Below are 14,987 nucleotides of genomic sequence, written 5' to 3'. Positions count from 1 at the left end.
GCCGGGCAACCTTTTTCTAAAGAAGTTAAATCCATTTACGGATGCGTTCCCCATACCATTCAAGAAAAGGACTGAGCCAGTTCTCCAGCATCGGGTGTTTGATTCCCGAAAGCTGTAGCCGGTCTTCATGCAGTCCAGTAATTTCACGATCGTTGACCTGGCGGGTGCTTTGAATCTGGGTTCTTTTTTTCAGGGTATCAGGCAATCCGACCACAATTTCAAAGTAGCTTTTGAGTTTCAGCAGGAACCAGCCATTGGTGATGGCGTGAGCCCATTGGGCCATTTCAACGGCCAGCAGGGCAGGTGCAATAAGCAAGAGAGTTTTCCAACGGTAGTTTTTTAAAAGCAGGACCAGCCGGTTTTTTTCTGACGAATAATACTTGAACACACCCTTGTTGAATTTGTACTGGTGGCTCATTACGGCTTTCGGGCAGGTCTCGATCCGATAGCCCAATAAGCGGATGCGCCACGATAAATCATGATCCTCGTGATACAAAAACAGATCAGGATCGAACCCTTGAGTTTCTTCATAAATGGAACGGGGAAACATGAAGATTCCTCCGCAGGCCGTTTCGTAGGGTTTCATGTTGGGTGAATCCACTGCATCAAACATATGTGGGCAGGCGATTCCCGTATAATGAATGTCTACACCGAAAGAGTTGATTCGTCCCGGTTTATTATCGAACAGGATTTTAGGTACTATTCCACCAATCCAGAGGCTGGAATCCAGAGCAAGGGATAATTGTCTTAAACAATCCGGGGCCAGGACCAAATCATTGTTGAGGAAAATGAGATGGTCGCCTCGGGCGACCTCTAATCCGCGGTTCAAAGCCGGACCAAAACCCAGATTGTTCTCGTTTTCGATGAGGTGGACATGAGGGAAAGTCGATTTTAAAAATTCGACGGAACCATCCGTTGAGCCATTATCGCAGACGATGATCTCAACCGGACCACAGTCCTGCTCTTCCAGAGAACGAATGCAGGCGGCAGTGACCTCCTTGTCGTTCCAGTTAACGATGATGGCGGAAATGGATTTCACTCGGTCTCCAGAATAAGTAAGAACCTTATCGGTAAAATCGTTGTGCAGGATAAGACGGCTGGATAAAACTTTCTATGACGAAATCAAGCGTGGTATAAAGTGGCCTTACAATCCTCTGAGCATAACATCTCGTTGGTCTGGTTGAGTAGAGTGGGACTTCAATTGAATTATCCGCAAAAAATTTTAAAACAAGCTCTTAAAAGTTTTTTCCTGACATTTGCCATGGTTTTGTGTTCGGTGTTTCCGGTTTTGAGTCAGGAAATAGATCCTTTCAAACAGGCGCTTCCGGGATACGAGTACTCTTTCCCTCGTGATTTTTATTCACACGAGGATTACCGCATCGAGTGGTGGTATTACACGGGTAATTTGCGAGATGAGTCGAATCGGGAATTTGGTTATCAACTGACTTTTTTTCGAGTTGCTCTGGATCCGGATAAAGCCCTGTCCAACCCTTCCCAATGGAAAATTGACCACATTTATTTTGCGCACATGACTGTGAGTGACCTTAAGGATGAGAAGTTTTATTTTTTCGAACGCATTAACCGCCCAAGTCTTGGTCTTGCCGGGGCTGCATCAAACAAGCTCCATGTATGGAATGAGGACTGGGAATTGAAGCAGGAAGGACCCGGGCATCGGCTGGTTGCGTTGGAAAATGAGACGGGATTGGATCTTTCCCTGGTTCCGGGAAAACCTCTGGTAATTCACGGAAATGATGGGGTCAGTCAGAAGGGGGAGGGTGAAGGCAACGCCTCTCATTACTTTTCCTTCACTCGGATGGCGACGACGGGAACCGTCACGATCAAGGGAAAACCGTACAAGGTCTCCGGCACGAGTTGGATGGATCACGAATATTCCAGTAACCAGCTCAATCCGACGCAGATCGGCTGGGACTGGTTTTCCTTGAAACTTAATGATGGTACAGAGTTGATGCTCTACCAGATCAGGCTGAAAGACGGTGGCATTGATCCCTATTCCAGTGGAACGCGGGTTACATCATCCGGAAAACCCCAGCATATTAAAAAAGGAGAATACAAGATTCGCGCGACCGGAAAATGGAAGAGTGATCGTTCGGGTATTGAATATCCTTCGGGCTGGAATATTCAGATTCCAGACAAGAAAATCGATCTAGTCATCAAGCCAGATATGGAAGGTCAGGAGCTTTTCGAACTGCGCTCAATCAACCGATCCTATTGGGAAGGGAGTGTCACGGTTAGCGGCACGTCCAAAGGCGAGCAGGTTAAAGGAAAAGGTTATGTGGAGCTGGTGGGCTATGGGAAGGCTCTGGAGCAACAACTGCCGGAGTGATGGTTTGATCAGCGTTCAAAAACAAGACTCAGGCAGGTGATGCCACCATCGGCTTTTTCGAATTCACTCATGTTGACCGGGTGGGGAGTGAACCCGATATTTTTTAAGTTTTCCTCAACTCGTTTGAATCCCGCCGGCATTATTACCTCGTCGCCGATTACGAGACAATTCGCAGCATAAGCATCTTCCGCTTTTACTTCGACGCAGTCAAAGTCTTTAAAAGAATTTACATCGCAACCCGCCGGATTCACCAAAAGTCGGTTTCCGCCCAGCCAGGTGGCGGCGGTTTTCAGATGTAATGCATTTTTCACTTCAACCGGGATCACCGGATGTTTTAACTTTTTTTGGAAATATTGAATTGCTTCATGACCGGTGCGATTGGATTGCCCGATGAAAACCGCATCGTTTGTTTTCAAGACATCCCCTCCATCGAGAAACACGGGTGGATCCAGAGTTTCAACAGGAAGGTGTTTTTTCAACTCGGCCTCAAACAGCGCAGATTCGCCTCTCCGGGTTGGAGCTTTCATCGTGGTGAGGTACGCTTTGCCCTCAAGAATGACTGCGTTGTCTTCAATGAAAGTGCTATCGGGAAAAGCTTCAAGAGGCGCAAGCTTGACTACCTCTACCCCTGCTTCTACGAGAGCTGTGCAGTAGGCATTGTGCTGGAGAATCGCTTTTTCAGGGTCGATATTGTTTCGCTCAGGGTGAGGTGACAGAGCTTTGATGAAACTCATAGCCGGTGGTCTCACCAGGGCACGCAAACTTTCCATGGGAAGAAGTTAGCCGGGGCGACGTTTGTGAGGTTCTTCCACGGTGGCCTGGGTCACCAGTCTGGAGAAATACAGACGTGTCATGGTTTTCCGCGCCGGTCGATAGGCATCCAGTTGAGCCTGGCTGGGCAAAAGACGCGAGTCGGTGTTTTCCACCTGTGCCATATACACGAAGCCATTGATGAAAGTGAAATCGTGTTTGGTGAAGCGCATTTTTTTCCTGTGGTAGTCATTTGGGTGCCCATAATATTCGTCGAGTTTGGGCAGCAGGGTCTCATCAATTTCATAAAGGATACCCTCCATCATGCCAATGTTGCTGTCGGTTGGGATGATGGTGGGACGTCCCTCGCCTTCCTTAAAATCTTCCGGGTTGTTCGGGATTTTATGGAACACCATTTTATAGGCGGAGAGGGTGACATTGAACCTGGCATTCGCCACGAAGCCGTGCTTCTCAAAAACTTCGGGCATGATCAGTTCATCGTAGGCAAAAAAGTAAATAAAGTTGGCCATAAAACGCTCCAGATGTTGAAAACAAAGGCCTGATTGGACAGACCCGGTTACGGCTTGAGGGGAACCGGGGCATATGATACCATCAAATCCCCCTGTTTAACCTGACTGATTCCGGTCCAGATGTTTTCCGGTAATTATTTTGAAACTATAGGGGATATGATTTAATCTAAATAACAGTACCGGTCGGAAGATGATACTTCATTATCCTACCCAGTCGGGGGCCGGGGATTGAAAATCGACTCATCAGTGTTTAGGAGGATTTATGGCAACCGATAATGTTGTCTCGGTTACCGATGCGGAATTTGACACGTCGGTCCTGCAAAATGAAAAGCCCGCCATGATTGATTTCTGGGCGGAATGGTGCCAACCCTGCAAAATGCTGGCACCCACAATCGAAGAACTGGCCGATGAAAATGAGGGTAAATTGATGGTTGCGAAGCTGAACGTCGATGACAATCCGCAGACTGCCACCAAATACAATATCCGGGGAATACCCACCCTGCTTTTTTTCAAGGGTGGGAAGATCGTCCAGCAAGTGGTGGGCGTGAAATCCAAGGCAGAAATTCAGAAGATCATTGACGAAACTGTTTGAACCTACCTCAAAATTATTGGTAGAAGACCCCCCCCTTGGCCCAAAGGCCAGGGGGGGTAGTAAACCTTGTTTTATTCTATTGTTGTGCAGGTTCCAGGACCGGGACCAGCCCAAGACTTTCGATCATCTCAATGTCGCGTTTTGGATCCTGGCCCTTGGTTGTCAGGTAATTTCCTCCCAGGATGCCGTTGGCACCAGCTTCGAACACTTTTTCCTGCTGATCCCCGAAAACTTCTTCCCGCCCCCCACAGACAAACATATCCAGTTTTGGGTTAACCAGTCGTAACAGGGCAATGGTGCGCAGACCCTCAATCGTGGGCAACATCTCGAGGTTCTCCATCGCGGTTCCAGGTTGAGGCTTCAGGAAATTAACCGGGAAAGAATCCGTTTCCAGTTCGCGGATATCCAGAGCCAGTTCAACTCGTTGTGAGAAACTCTCACCCATGCCGAAGATGCCTCCGACACAAACCGGGATACCCGCTTCCTTGGCATTTTCTACCGCTCGCTTTTCGTCATCATAGGAATGGGTGCTGACCACCTGGTCAAAATGGCTTGCTGCAGTTTCCAGATTGTGGTGGAAACGGTCGAGTCCGGCCTCCTTCAACTCCTTTAAATGTTCAGTACTCATCAGGCCCAGGGAACAACAGGTTTCCAATTTTGTTTCGGCCTTGATTCGACGGATAGCCTCTTTCAGGGTGTCGAGTTCTTTCTGGTCCGTCATGGCGGTGCCGGAGGTGACAATCGAAAACTCGTTTGAACCAAACGCTTCTGCCTCCTTGGCACTGGCGACGATGGTTTCAACATCCATCAGCGGGTACTCGGGGGAGTCCGTTTGAAAGGCTGAGGATTGAGAGCAGAATCCGCAGACTTCCGGACATTTCCCGGATTTGGCATTAACGATGGAGCAGATTTTTACGTTATGCCCGTGAAATTTTTCGCGTACCCGGCTGGTGCCTTCAAATAAGAGGGTCAGCTCTTCCTGAGTCAGCGTTTCAAGGTCCAATGCTTCCTGTCTGGAAATACCCTCTCCATTCAACGCTTTTCCAATGAGGCTTTCGATCCAATGTGTGCGCGGAGTATCCTGTGTAACGGAATTGGTCATTATATGGATTCATCCAATGAGTTATTGGTTTTGGGACTGATGCCAAAAATTCTAGCACAACCCTGGAAAATTTAACAAAAAGATCAACTATCCGGGGTTTCACGGTAGTCATTCAGTTGATTGGTCATCTCTTCTACTGAATTTACCGGAGCCTGGCAGGCCCCATGATGGCATACATAGGCTGTAGTTTTGCCGTTGACGGCATTTTTATCTTTAAGTAAGGGGACCTCGTCTTTACGGGCATCGCCTTCATAGGCAAAAGCGAAGACAGTATTTGGAAAAAATCCCTGGTTGATTGTATCCAGGAATCCCTGGGTGGAAGCATCCCCCTTCACTCCAATAACAGCGACCTCTTTCATTCCCGCTGCATAAAGATGGAGTGCCTGCATCATGAATGACGAATTTAGTCCATATTCACTGACGTCGTCATAGAAGGAGAGGAAGATTTTTTCGGCCTTGCGTTCGTATTCAGGTTCAAGAAGCCAGGCAGCCAGTTTCATGAATACCATGCTGGCGTTGCTGTTGCCAGAGGGTTCGACACCATCGTAACCTGAGATTTGCCGGACGATTAAGTTTTCCCCATCCGCGGGGGTTTCGAAATAGGCCCCTGAGTCCGATGCAAATTGATCTTCCACGATCTTCATAAGATCGCGCGCTTTGAACAGGTAATCAGGATTAAAGGTTGCCTCATAAAGCTCACAGCACGCATTGGCAAGTGAAGTGTAATCGAACAGATAGCCACTGTAGCGTCCTTCGCCATCCCTCCAGCGTCTTAGAAGCCGCCCCTGCTGAGTCGTCAGGTTGTCGTAGATGAACGCCAGTGACCGTTCGGCAACTCCAATCCGGCCTTTATCGGCAGAAACCCGTCCCGCGCGCGCCATGGCGCTGATCATGAGTCCGTTCCAGGAAGTGAGGATCTTGTCGTCGAGTAGAGGACGGATACGTTTGCTTCGTGTTTCCAGCAAGGTTTCACGGGCCGTGTCCAGTGCCTTGGTCACCGATTCTACCGGCATGTGCAATTCCTGGGCGAGGGCCTCGGGACTGCGCGTAACATGCAGGATATTGTTGCCCTCCCAGTTCCCCGTGGGCAGAACGTTATAATAAGGAATGGCAACACTCGCGACCTGTCGACCCAGCAGTGATTCGATTTCTTCCTGGGTCCAGACATAAAACTTGCCTTCGACGCCTTCGCTGTCGGCATCTTCTGCGCTGTAAAAACCGCCCTCGGGGTGGGTCATGTCGCGGTCAATGTAAGTGAAAATGTCGTTAGCGTAATTTATGAACTGGGCATCTTGCGTAATCTGAAAAGTCTCGACCAGCGCAGAAACGAATAGCGCGTTGTCGTACAACATCTTTTCAAAATGCGGTACCAGCCAACGGTAGTCCGTGCTGTAGCGTGACAAGCCGCCGCCGATCTGATCGTAGATGCCTCCGTGCTTCATGGCGCACAGGGTTTTCTGAACCATCTCCAACAGTTTGGTGTTTCCGGTTCGGTGGTAATTACGCAATAACAGGCAGAGGCCCATGGAAGGCGGAAACTTATTCTGTTGCTGAAATTTAAAGCCATGGTTCAGCTGATCGTAATACTGTTCATATAACTCGGCGGCCCGGTTTTCCCCACGAAAACTCAGAGTATCGACAGTTCCTTTTTCAGATGAAGTGCCCTGTGTAGTTTCCTGTTTCAAATGGTCGATGAGGGCCTTGCTTTGCTTGGCTACCTTGTCCTGTTCATTTACCCAGGTGTTGTTGAGAAATTCCAGAACATCCGAAAACGATGCAAGGTTGTGACGCGCGACTGGCGGGAAATAAGTGCCACCATAAAACGGAATGCCATCCGGTGTTACAAATACATTGAGTGGCCAGCCGCCTTGTTGGCCCAGGGCCTGCACCGCTTTCATATAGATGCTGTCGACATCGGGACGCTCTTCACGGTCGACCTTGATAGCCACAAAGTATCGGTTGATCAGTTCTGCCGTTTTGTGGTCTTCAAACGATTCACGTTCCATCACGTGGCACCAGTGGCAGGTGGCGTATCCGATACTGACCAGCAATGGCTTGTTGGATTTTTTGGCGAGTGCGAAGGCTTCATCCCCCCATGGAAACCAGTCCACCGGATTGTAGGCGTGCTGCAGCAGATAGGGGCTCTTCTCGTGGATCAACCGGTTGGCACGTTGTCCTTTGCTCATCAGGATTATTTCTCAGTTGCCAGTTTAATAAATTTTTTCAAGTTGCTGGAAAAACTCAGGAAACGACTTGTTCACACAACCTGGCTCGAGGATTTTCACACCGGGAACTTTCAATCCCGCAATAGCGAAACTCATCGCCATCCTGTGGTCGTCAAATGTTTCAATGGCCGTGCCGTCTTGGCTAAAAGATCCTGGATGAATGGTGATTCGATCCTCACCTGCAATAACGGTTGCCCCGAGTTTGGTCAATTCGCTGGCCAGAGCCCCAATGCGGTCGGTTTCCTTGATCCTCAGGTTGGCAATACCCGTCATCGTGGTGGGCCCTTCGGCAAAAAGCGCGACCACCGCCAGAGTCTGGGCAACATCCGGCATGCTGTTCATTGAGACGGTGACTCCACGCAATGGGTTGCCTGTGAGGGTGATTTTCCCCTCATCTTTCTTCACTGTGCAACCCATCTGTTCCAGTACCGCTGGAAAACCGATATCCCCCTGGGCGCTTTCCGGATTGAGATGGTCAACCGTGACAGTTCCCCCCGTGACAGCCGCTGCAGCAAAGAAATAGGATGCGCTTGATGCATCCCCTTCAATCTCATAGGATCGGCCGGTGTAATGGCTACCGGATGAGATACGGAATTCCTTGTAGGACTCATTTTCCACAGTCACCCCGAAGGTCTTCATGATATCGAGCGTGAGATCAACGTAGGGTTTGGAGGTGAGCTCGCCCTGGATTTTGATGATCGTGTCGTTTTTGAAATAGGGGGCAGAAAGCATCAGCGAGGTCAGATACTGGCTGCTCTTGTCACCTGCCAGGTGTACCGTGCCCCCGGGGACTCCACCGCCCTTCAATACGACCGGCGGACAGTCGTTATTTTTGACGGATTGCGCGTCGACTCCCATTTCATTGAGAGCGTCGAGCAGGTCGCGAATGGGCCGTTCCTGCATGCGTTCGTTACCCGTAATACGGACCTCTCCCGGTGCAAGAGCCCCAAGGGTGGTTAAAAATCGCATGGTGGTGCCGGCATTACCAACGAACAGTTCTTCGCCTGGAATGGCAAGATCGCCATCACAGCCGTGGACCGTGACCGATTCAGGCCCCTCTTCCACGGTAACCCCGAACGCCGCCAGCGCCTGTTTCATATAACGGGTATCGTCGCTGAACAGGGGGCGTTGCAGTCGAGTGGTTCCATTGGCCAGGGCTGCGATTACATATGCCCGGTTGGAATAGCTCTTCGATGGGGGCGCCGAAACCGTCCCTGAAGCCTTCGGAAGTGTTTTGATTTCAATGGAATCAGTCATTTCACTCTTTGAAAAAATTCAACAGGGCCGACTATATCACAACCCTTATTGGAGGCATCGATAATTTGAATGGCTCTCCCCTCAGCAAAATCAGGGGACCTTTCATTATAAATTTCGGCTTGCTCAAGGTTTAGTATTACGTACAATCGCAAGAAAATATGATTTTGTATTCATATTTTTCTTCCCCCTCCGGGCGCATGCCGGTCGAAAAAAAATTGAATCGACTGAATCATTCAAATATTTTGTATTCCGCCTCGGTAAACTTTCCTCCCTGCTTACGCGTTGATGTTATCCCGAACCCTTCGTTGACATGACCCTTCTTCCCCGGATAATTGCCTGCAACAACCTGGGGGGAGATTATTTTTGCCGAAGAGCAATCAGGAATCTCCCAATGAAAATGCAGAAATTTTGGGAGGAATGAAAAATGAAGAAGCTTTTAATAATTGGAAGTGTTTTCCTGTTAACACTTTCTTTTTCTATGGCCGTTCAGGCACAAACTCTTGAAGAACGGGTGACAACACTGGAAGGCCAAATGGCAAGTGTCGAATTGTTGTCGACCCAATTATTCACATTGTTCAACAACCAGCAACAGGATCTTTTAAACACTCTGGAAGTAGTTGCAGAGAATCAGGAAGAAATTTCCAATTTAAGAGCCGATTTGACTACGGCGGAAGAAAACCTGGTGGCAGCGCAGGCGACCATTGCCGCCTTGCAATCCAGCAATACAACACTGACGAACGATGTGAATGAGTTGCAGTCCCGTTTTAACGGAGTCACCCGTACCGGGTCTCAGCTTCTTTTTACAGGTATGAACCTGCAAGTCGTGTCTGGATCCGGTAGCACGGAAGGGACTGTCAATGGTCGTGGCAATATCATCATTGGTTACAACGAGGATATTTTTCCGTTTCTCGGGGGTGGGCTTCCTGCCAGCACCAAAACCGGATCGCATAATCTGGTGATTGGAAAAGGAAATAACTATGCCAGCTTTGGCGCGATTGTGTCGGGTTTGAATAATGTGTCCGGAGCAAAATACGCATCTACCTTGGGAGGCAACCGCAATCAGGCATCAGGCAATTATTCCACAGTAAGCGGAGGGACTCTCAATCACGCGATCTGGATCAATTCGGGTATGTTGGGTGGAACCAGTAATATAGCAAATGGTCTGGCCGCTACAGTGAGTGGTGGGCAGAACAATACCGCTGACGGCTCCTATTCAAGTGTCAGTGGTGGATTCAACAATACCGCTTCCGGATCAAGAGCAAGCGTTAGTGGCGGCAATGGCAATACCGCTTCCGATGTGGACTCCAGTGTCAGTGGAGGACACACGAATACCGCCTCCGGTCCTTATACCAGTGTCACCGGTGGAGAAAATAATACCGCATCAGTTGAAGCAGCCAGCGTCAGTGGCGGGGAAGGCAACACGGCCATGGGGGTATCTTCAAGCATCAATGGTGGATTAAACAACACGGCATCCAACTTCTATTCCAGTATTCTGGGCGGAAGCAACAACACCGCTTCGGGTAATGGATCCACTATCAGTGGCGGCGTTCTCAACCAGGCTACAGGCAGCGGGGCCACCGTCAGTGGAGGACGAAACGGTTCGTCTGCCGGAACCCAATCCGTTGTCAGTGGAGGCTTGAACCGGTTTGCCAACGGCAACTACGACTGGAAAGCCGGAGCCCTGTTTCAGGACAATTAGCACTAATTTGGGATTTTTTAATTTGTAACCTGTTTTTCCTCGGGGGAGGCGCTTCACATGCTTTCCCCGTTTTTTTCAGGCTCGGCGCACAGCCAGCGGGAACTTCGGGGTTTCAGCAGACTCAAGGAAAGAAAAAAAGCCTGTGTCCTCTTCCCAGGTTTTGTGTTCAGCCACACTAATTTTTATCACTCGCAAGCACCTAACTGGCTAGGTGATTCGAATTTTGACATAACCCATCTTTAGTGGATAATCGCCACAATTTCTGGGGGAGATCACTTTTCGCAGGTTGGAATGAATTATTCCAGCGTCAGCGGCGGTTCATTGAGCAACGCTTTCGGGCAAGCTTCTACTGTCAGCGGAGGGTTGAGTCGATCTGCGTTTGGCATTTAAGATTGGGTCGCCGGAGGCTTGTTTCAGGACTTCTAATGCAATTTTTGAAAAATTTGGTAAATTCCCCACCCGGGGAAGATGCTTCTGGCGTTTTCCCCGGTTTTTTTTGGAATTCCTTGTTGCCTCCTATTTTGATATGATGTCCTTTCGATGAAAGAAAATACTTTAAATCGTTTAAATGCATTGGCTTTAGAGGTTATCAATGGCTGAGGAAGATAAACCCAAATTTGTAATCGGGCGCATCTACGACTGGGCCTGGGGGGGACGACCGGAAAAGGAAAGAAAAAGGATCAATTCGCTTGTGGTGCTGGGCCTGTATACTTTCGGTTTCCTTTATTTTGTGATTTACCTCTCCATCCTCAATAGCGTCAACCGCAACAAAACCGGAATGACGGTCAAAAACTGGTTTGGAGGCGACCCTCCGGAACTGGTGCAACTGAAAAAAGAACGGCAACAGCAGATCGATAACAGTTTCAAGCTTCTACGTAAACCTGTCTCCGGCGGCCGCTAACCCCTGGACCAGTTTCTGTGTGAATAGACTGTTTACGGCATAAAAAGGTTTATTGGCTCGTAGACCAGTTTTATTGCTCACTAGTGCTGTCTGTTAATGGGGCAAGGCCGGGAGCAATGCAAGGGGCAGCGAAGCAGGGGGATTGTTACGCGTCGCCAGTTTGAGGGCTTTTAGATAGGTAAGGGAACAGATCCTCTAGACATCCTTTCAAGTGAGAGCGCAAAATCTTGGACTTAAGAACAGGCATCATTCACAAAACATACTGAATAAATGAAATTTCTGATCCATTTCACCAACTGGTTATATCTGCTTTCCCTCTCCCTTTGGGTTTCGGGAATGTTCCTGCTCGGCATCATGATGGAAATCATCGTACGCACCACCATCAGCGAGAAACCGCTTCTGGCCAGTCAGGTAATGAACAAGACGATGGACATTTTTAACGTCAAAATTATATATGTATGTATGGTCTTGATGGGAATTTCGATTGCGATCCGGTTTATAGCCGACAGGAAGTCCACCCGGGGATATTCCGAGCCCAGGGTCACGCGAGCCCGTTACACCAAGCAGGTGGTTTTCATCATAATGGCCTGTATTGCCCTTTATATCGGGGATTACCTGAGGCCCACAATGCACAAGCTCGACCAGCAAAAAAAAGCCCAGCCACATGAAATGCGGTTGAAAAAGCAATTCGATGACTATCATTCCCAGTTGGTCCGGTTGTTTTCAGTGAATATGATCCTGGGACTGGTCCTGTTTTATATTCACGGAAAAGAGATGGCCCGCTTCCGGGAAGACGAGGCCACGCTGGATAATGCCCGAAATCAATAACATGCCGACCCGATTTGGATCCCCTGTACTTGAAATGACTCAATGTCCAGCCATTTTTTAAAAGGAATCATTTTAGTGATGGCGGTGGCCACTTTTGACCCCCCTTCTGCATTTGCCGACGATTCGGCTGTACCCGAAAAACAATCCTCATTATCGAAAAATGCACCAGAGAAAAAAATGGCTCTGGGCTCTACAGAAAATATGGCGAAAATCCCCAGAGGCCGTTTTCGAATGGGGCTCACCTTTAATCAGATCGGGACGCTGATGAAATGGTGTGAACGGGTCGATAAGCGCTGCGCCCGCTGGTGGTACAACGATGCTACACCGGACCATAATGTCCGCCTTGATTCCTATTGGATCGATATATACGAAGTCACCAACCGGGATTACCAGAAATTTGTGAAAGCCACCGGGCATCGACCCGCGATGGATGAGACCTGCGAATCTGAAGCCTGCTGGTCAGGCAACTTGTGGGATAAGGACGGGAATTTTTCGGATGACGTTGCTAATCAACCCGTGACGCAGGTTTCCTGGTACGACGCGGACACTTACTGCAAGTGGCGCGGCAAACGTCTTCCTACAGAAGCCGAATGGGAAAAAGCGGCGCGAGGCCCTTTGGGTAACCTGTTCCCCTGGGGAAATGACGCTCCTCCGGGACGTGCCACCTTCCGTAGAAAGTGGCGGGGTAAATCCACCATGACCGACGTTGGCACATACCCAACAGGGAAATCCGTTTATGGTGTACACGACCTGGCGGGTAATGCCTGGGAATGGGTCGCCGACTGGTACGGTCAGAATACCTACAGGGACCATCCAAAATGGAATCCAAAAGGACCCGAGACCGGTGAGTTAAAAGTCATCCGTGGCGGGTCCTGGGTCAATTATAAGGATACCCTGGTCAGCGGATTCAGAAGGTGGAGCCGACCCAATGTCCGTTTCAATGATACCGGATTCCGATGTGCCAAAGATGTGGAGAAGAAGCCCCCAAAGGGGAAGCGCTAAATGAAGCCTAAACGCTCCGAAGAACTCACCGACCGCGAAAAGGAAATTTTAAAACCCTACCTCACCGATGTGGAGGCGCGGGTGTTCTCCATTAGCAATCTCAACCCGGAAGTTATTGGGGCTGCCCTGGCCCGGTATAGCCGGGCACCGACGGGATTTAAAGAAACAGTTGCGCGCGAATTTTTGAATCCAGATGGTACACCCAACGATGTCAAGGGCAGCGAGATGATCGACCGGGTGGTCAACAAGTTTGGCGACGAGTCGGTGGCTGAACTGGCGGTGGCTCCACTTTGCATCGAAGAGGTTTCCAACCTCATGACCAAGGTCATCGAAGATTGTCGCATCGGGGGTTCGCCGATTGAGGAGTCGACACGTTACGTGTTGTACGATCAGAAACGGCAGGGTCGCTGGCGCTACGTCCGCCCCAAAGCCATCATGGAATCGGGTCTGGCGGACCAATATGTTTCGACCATGGAATTTCTTTTCGAAACTTATGCCGGTCTGGTCGAACCGATGAAGGACCTCTTTCGCAAACGGCTCACTGCGGATGATTTCAAGATCGAAGTGGAACGCCCCGAAGGCAATGTGCTGGCAGGCGCGAGCGAACTGCAGGACGATGGCGAACGCAAGGCCCACCGCATCGCCTATGGGTTCACCATACGCAGCGCAGCATGCGATGTGATCCGCTGTATTCTACCAGCGTCGACCCAGGCGAATGTGGGGCTGGTCGGCAACGGTCGGTTTTTCTCCAGCCTGATCTCCAAGTTGATGACGCATCCACTGGGCGAAGCCAACGAGCTGGCTCCCGAGATTCGCGATGCGTTGAACCACCTCATACCGACGTTCATTAAACGTGCGGACGAAAAACCGTATCTGAAAAATATCGATCAGAACATGCGCAGGTTGGCGACCGACTTGTTTAAAGACGAGTCCATCGAATCATCACCCGAAGTGGTGTTGCTCGAGGATACGCCGGGCGATAATTTCGTCAATATATTAGCTTCAATGTTGTTCCCTTACGTTCAACACCCGACAGCGCAGATACGGCGGGTGGTGTCACAGTTGAGCCAGGAGAAACAGCAGGAAATTTTCAACGCCTATGTGGGTGAGCGCAAAAGCAAACGCGATCGGCCGGGACGTGGTTTTGAACACGGCTACCCGATACAATTCGACATCGTTGCCGGATTCGCCGAGTACCGCGACCTGCAGCGGCACCGCATGCTGACTCAACAGCGGCAGAACATGGGTGTTTTGCTCGGCTACTCGGTGCCGGAGGAAATTGAAGAGGTCGGATCGGGCGACGTGGTGCAGGAATGTTTCCAGCGTTCGGAAAGTTTGTTTCACGATCTCAAACGCGCTGGACTTGAACAGGAGGCTCAATACGCTTCTTTGTTCAATCACTTCATCCGCTGGAACATGGGCATGAACCTGCGCGAACTGCAGCACTTTTGCGAACTGCGCACGCAGAAGGCGGGGCATCCCAAATACCGCCGTGCGTGCCAGACCATGGCCCGTCTTTATTTAAAAAAGCACCCCGAAATGGAACCTGTATTGAATTTTGTTGATTACAATGATTACGATGGCGGCATCACGAGAGCCGAACAGGAAGCCCGCACCGCCCGCAAATCCCTCGCCTCCGGCGTCTTCGACGACCTCGATTAGTTTGTATTCGGGTTTTTTGCTGTCACCCTGAGCTTGTCGAAGGAAAGGGCGGCAGGTGTAAACGAGAAATAGCATTTCGTATGTCATTCCGATTT

At 49.7% G+C, this 14,987-nt stretch carries 13 protein-coding genes; 7 read left to right on the top strand and 6 right to left on the bottom strand.

What is annotated here, in order from left to right:
* Window positions 1-25: 25 nt before the first annotated feature.
* Window positions 26-1,039, bottom strand: a complete 1,014-nt coding sequence (locus G3M70_04140) for a glycosyltransferase family 2 protein (GenBank protein QPJ61120.1) — start codon at window positions 1,037-1,039, stop codon at window positions 26-28.
* Between the two features lie 222 nt (window positions 1,040-1,261).
* Between G3M70_04140 and G3M70_04135 the strand changes: the two genes are divergently transcribed.
* Window positions 1,262-2,344 (top strand): carotenoid 1,2-hydratase, encoded by a 1,083-nt coding sequence (locus G3M70_04135; protein QPJ63705.1) that lies wholly within the window; start codon window positions 1,262-1,264, stop codon window positions 2,342-2,344.
* Between the two features lie 8 nt (window positions 2,345-2,352).
* On the opposite strand, the gene G3M70_04130 is transcribed toward G3M70_04135, so the two are convergent.
* Both G3M70_04130 and G3M70_04125 read right to left on the bottom strand, forming a co-directional pair.
* Window positions 2,353-3,114, bottom strand: coding sequence for an amidinotransferase (locus G3M70_04130; GenBank protein ID QPJ61119.1), 762 nt, complete (start codon window positions 3,112-3,114; stop codon window positions 2,353-2,355).
* A gap of 9 nt (window positions 3,115-3,123) precedes the next feature.
* Window positions 3,124-3,624 (bottom strand): gamma-glutamylcyclotransferase, encoded by a 501-nt coding sequence (locus G3M70_04125; protein ID QPJ61118.1) that lies wholly within the window; start codon window positions 3,622-3,624, stop codon window positions 3,124-3,126.
* Window positions 3,625-3,886: 262 nt separating this feature from the next.
* Here G3M70_04125 and trxA point away from each other — a divergent pair, with 262 nt between their 5' ends.
* A complete protein-coding gene (gene trxA, locus G3M70_04120) occupies window positions 3,887-4,216 on the top strand; it encodes a thioredoxin (protein QPJ61117.1) in 330 nt (109 codons plus the stop codon).
* Between the two features lie 76 nt (window positions 4,217-4,292).
* Here trxA and bioB read toward each other — a convergent pair whose 3' ends face one another.
* From bioB to aroA, 3 genes are all read right to left on the bottom strand, one after another.
* Window positions 4,293-5,318 carry a biotin synthase BioB gene (bioB, locus tag G3M70_04115; GenBank protein QPJ61116.1) on the bottom strand — a complete coding sequence of 342 codons (1,026 nt, stop codon included), beginning with the start codon at window positions 5,316-5,318 and terminating at the stop codon, window positions 4,293-4,295.
* Window positions 5,319-5,401: 83 nt separating this feature from the next.
* On the bottom strand, window positions 5,402-7,504 hold the full coding sequence (locus G3M70_04110; GenBank protein ID QPJ61115.1) for a thioredoxin domain-containing protein: 2,103 nt from the start codon (window positions 7,502-7,504) through the stop codon (window positions 5,402-5,404).
* A 24-nt stretch (window positions 7,505-7,528) separates the two neighbouring features.
* Window positions 7,529-8,800: a 3-phosphoshikimate 1-carboxyvinyltransferase gene (gene aroA / locus G3M70_04105; GenBank protein QPJ61114.1), complete on the bottom strand. Its 1,272-nt coding sequence runs from the start codon at window positions 8,798-8,800 to the stop codon at window positions 7,529-7,531.
* 424 nt (window positions 8,801-9,224) lie between these two features.
* On the opposite strand from aroA, the gene G3M70_04100 reads away from it, so the two are divergent.
* The 5 genes from G3M70_04100 (at window position 9,225) to G3M70_04080 (ending at window position 14,892) form a co-directional block, all read left to right on the top strand.
* Window positions 9,225-10,499, top strand: coding sequence for a hypothetical protein (locus G3M70_04100; protein ID QPJ61113.1), 1,275 nt, complete (start codon window positions 9,225-9,227; stop codon window positions 10,497-10,499).
* A 592-nt stretch (window positions 10,500-11,091) separates the two neighbouring features.
* Window positions 11,092-11,400 carry a hypothetical protein gene (locus G3M70_04095; protein ID QPJ61112.1) on the top strand — a complete coding sequence of 103 codons (309 nt, stop codon included), beginning with the start codon at window positions 11,092-11,094 and terminating at the stop codon, window positions 11,398-11,400.
* Window positions 11,401-11,670: 270 nt separating this feature from the next.
* Window positions 11,671-12,228, top strand: coding sequence for a DUF4149 domain-containing protein (locus G3M70_04090; protein ID QPJ61111.1), 558 nt, complete (start codon window positions 11,671-11,673; stop codon window positions 12,226-12,228).
* Between the two features lie 78 nt (window positions 12,229-12,306).
* Window positions 12,307-13,230 carry a formylglycine-generating enzyme family protein gene (locus G3M70_04085; GenBank protein ID QPJ63704.1) on the top strand — a complete coding sequence of 308 codons (924 nt, stop codon included), beginning with the start codon at window positions 12,307-12,309 and terminating at the stop codon, window positions 13,228-13,230.
* Window positions 13,231-14,892, top strand: coding sequence for a hypothetical protein (locus G3M70_04080; protein QPJ61110.1), 1,662 nt, complete (start codon window positions 13,231-13,233; stop codon window positions 14,890-14,892). It begins immediately after the preceding gene.
* Window positions 14,893-14,987: the final 95 nt, after the last annotated feature.

Source organism: Candidatus Nitronauta litoralis (assembly GCA_015698285.1).
Classification (GTDB): domain Bacteria; phylum Nitrospinota; class Nitrospinia; order Nitrospinales; family Nitrospinaceae; genus Nitronauta; species Nitronauta litoralis.
Note: the sequence above shows the minus strand (reverse complement) of the source record. Positions and strands in the feature narration are given on the sequence as shown.

What these genes read in the sequence shown, in the direction of transcription:
- G3M70_04125 (QPJ61118.1), bottom strand. Translation starts at nt 3,624, where the DNA reads ATGGCCAACTTTATTTACTTTTTTGCCTACGATGAACTGATCATGCCC.
- G3M70_04135 (QPJ63705.1), top strand. Translation starts at nt 1,262, where the DNA reads ATGGTTTTGTGTTCGGTGTTTCCGGTTTTGAGTCAGGAAATAGATCCT.
- G3M70_04100 (QPJ61113.1), top strand. Translation starts at nt 9,225, where the DNA reads ATGAAGAAGCTTTTAATAATTGGAAGTGTTTTCCTGTTAACACTTTCT.
- aroA (QPJ61114.1), bottom strand. Translation starts at nt 8,800, where the DNA reads ATGACTGATTCCATTGAAATCAAAACACTTCCGAAGGCTTCAGGGACG.
- G3M70_04085 (QPJ63704.1), top strand. Translation starts at nt 12,307, where the DNA reads ATGGCGGTGGCCACTTTTGACCCCCCTTCTGCATTTGCCGACGATTCG.
- G3M70_04080 (QPJ61110.1), top strand. Translation starts at nt 13,231, where the DNA reads ATGAAGCCTAAACGCTCCGAAGAACTCACCGACCGCGAAAAGGAAATT.
- G3M70_04090 (QPJ61111.1), top strand. Translation starts at nt 11,671, where the DNA reads ATGAAATTTCTGATCCATTTCACCAACTGGTTATATCTGCTTTCCCTC.
- bioB (QPJ61116.1), bottom strand. Translation starts at nt 5,318, where the DNA reads ATGACCAATTCCGTTACACAGGATACTCCGCGCACACATTGGATCGAA.
- G3M70_04095 (QPJ61112.1), top strand. Translation starts at nt 11,092, where the DNA reads ATGGCTGAGGAAGATAAACCCAAATTTGTAATCGGGCGCATCTACGAC.
- trxA (QPJ61117.1), top strand. Translation starts at nt 3,887, where the DNA reads ATGGCAACCGATAATGTTGTCTCGGTTACCGATGCGGAATTTGACACG.
- G3M70_04110 (QPJ61115.1), bottom strand. Translation starts at nt 7,504, where the DNA reads ATGAGCAAAGGACAACGTGCCAACCGGTTGATCCACGAGAAGAGCCCC.
- G3M70_04130 (QPJ61119.1), bottom strand. Translation starts at nt 3,114, where the DNA reads ATGGAAAGTTTGCGTGCCCTGGTGAGACCACCGGCTATGAGTTTCATC.